Below are 1,499 nucleotides of genomic sequence, written 5' to 3'. Positions count from 1 at the left end.
GCGCATCTTGCCGAATTTCCTGAGGGCGACGTAGCAGTAAGTCTCGACGGTGGATCATGCTGATATTCGCGGGTTGGGTACCGCATTACAGAAATCCGCCCAATGAGCCTGCCGCTATCTAATGTCGCAAGTCGGATAGAAATCGTTGCGTAGCCGAATCGCGGGTTACTCGTGTGCCGGGCTACGCCGCCTTCAGGAAACTCCTCCCCATTCGACTAAAAGTTACTCAACCGCAGCATCATGTTGTGAGCGGCTCGCAGGGTATGGCAAGTGACATCGCGAGTCGACTGATGTCCCAAATGAATCCGGCGAGCTCGCGGGCGACCGCGACCACCGCGATGTTCTTCTGCTTGCCGCGCGTGATTAGCTTCCGGAAGCGCCGGCACAGACGCAGTTGCGCGTCCCAGGCTCGGTCCACGATTGGCTTTGGAATACCATCGTGACGACGTTGGATCCCGGGACTCACGCGGGCCGGATGTTGATAGCTCCAGGCCGCTTCGACCAACAGTTTTCTTGCATAGCTGTTGCCGTTTTTGGTGATACTGCCCTGACGGCGTTTTTCTCCTGACGAGTGCTCGGAGGGCGTCACGCCCAGCCAGCCCATCAATTGGCGAGGGTGCGCGAAGCGTGACAGATCACCGAGCTCAGCGAGCATGCCCACTGCCGTGGTGAACTGCACGCCGCGCATCGTCTGCAGGCCCAGAACGGCAGGATAAAAGCGCCAGTTGACGACGGCATCGCGCAACGCGGCCTCCAGCCGGTCGCATTGCGCCAGGCGATCCTCAATGGTGCGTCGATACTCCTCGAACGCCAGTTGCTGCCACGAGCTCTCGAATGCATACGTGCTCACCCAGCGCCGGTGCGCCGGCCCCCAGTCGGCTCGGCCCGTATAGCGCACCCCATGCGAGAGCAGAAAGCCCTTCAACCGTTGTCTGGCGCGCTTCAGATCGTCCTTGGCGCTGACCCACGCGCGAGCCAGATCGCGGAATGCTTCGTCCTCCACGCTGGGGACGTACACCGCTGACAGATCCCCGGCGCGCAGCGACCTCACGAGCTTGACGGCGTCGCGCCGATCGGTCTTGACTCGCTCACCAGGCTTTTTGGGAATCAATGACGGCGCGCACACCATGCAGTCAAACCCCTTCTGCACGAGCTGACGGTAAAGTCCGTAGCCGCACGGACCCGCCTCGTAGACGATGACGATGTGCCGAGCCTTCGACTGAAGGCGCTTGCACAGGCGATCGATATCCGTCTTCGTCGTACCGATTTTGCCGAGAAGTTCGACCTCGCCTGTGCCCAGCGCATAGGCAACTGTAATCGAGTCCTTATGGACGTCGAGCCCTACGTACAGTGTGCTATCGTTTTCCACGCTGGCCTCCGTGATGGATATCGCCGGGTGTGGCCCTGTCCACACCGTGCGGCTCTGGCAGCGATGCTAACCCGCGTCTGATTCCGCGCGCCAGGCCAGCCCCTGCCTCGCGGAGTCATACTGACTAATG

At 61.0% G+C, this 1,499-nt stretch carries 1 protein-coding gene; it reads right to left on the bottom strand.

The features are described 5' to 3' along the window. Window positions 1-238 precede the first annotated feature (238 nt). Window positions 239-1,369: an IS110 family transposase gene (locus NCT32_RS11315; protein ID WP_244807608.1), complete on the bottom strand. Its 1,131-nt coding sequence runs from the start codon at window positions 1,367-1,369 to the stop codon at window positions 239-241. Between the last annotated feature and the right edge of the window lie 130 nt (window positions 1,370-1,499).

Source organism: Caballeronia sp. INML2, assembly GCF_023631365.1.
GTDB lineage: Bacteria > Pseudomonadota > Gammaproteobacteria > Burkholderiales > Burkholderiaceae > Caballeronia > Caballeronia turbans.
The sequence above is the reverse complement of the archived record's forward strand: the minus strand, read 5'-3'. Positions and strand labels throughout refer to the sequence as shown.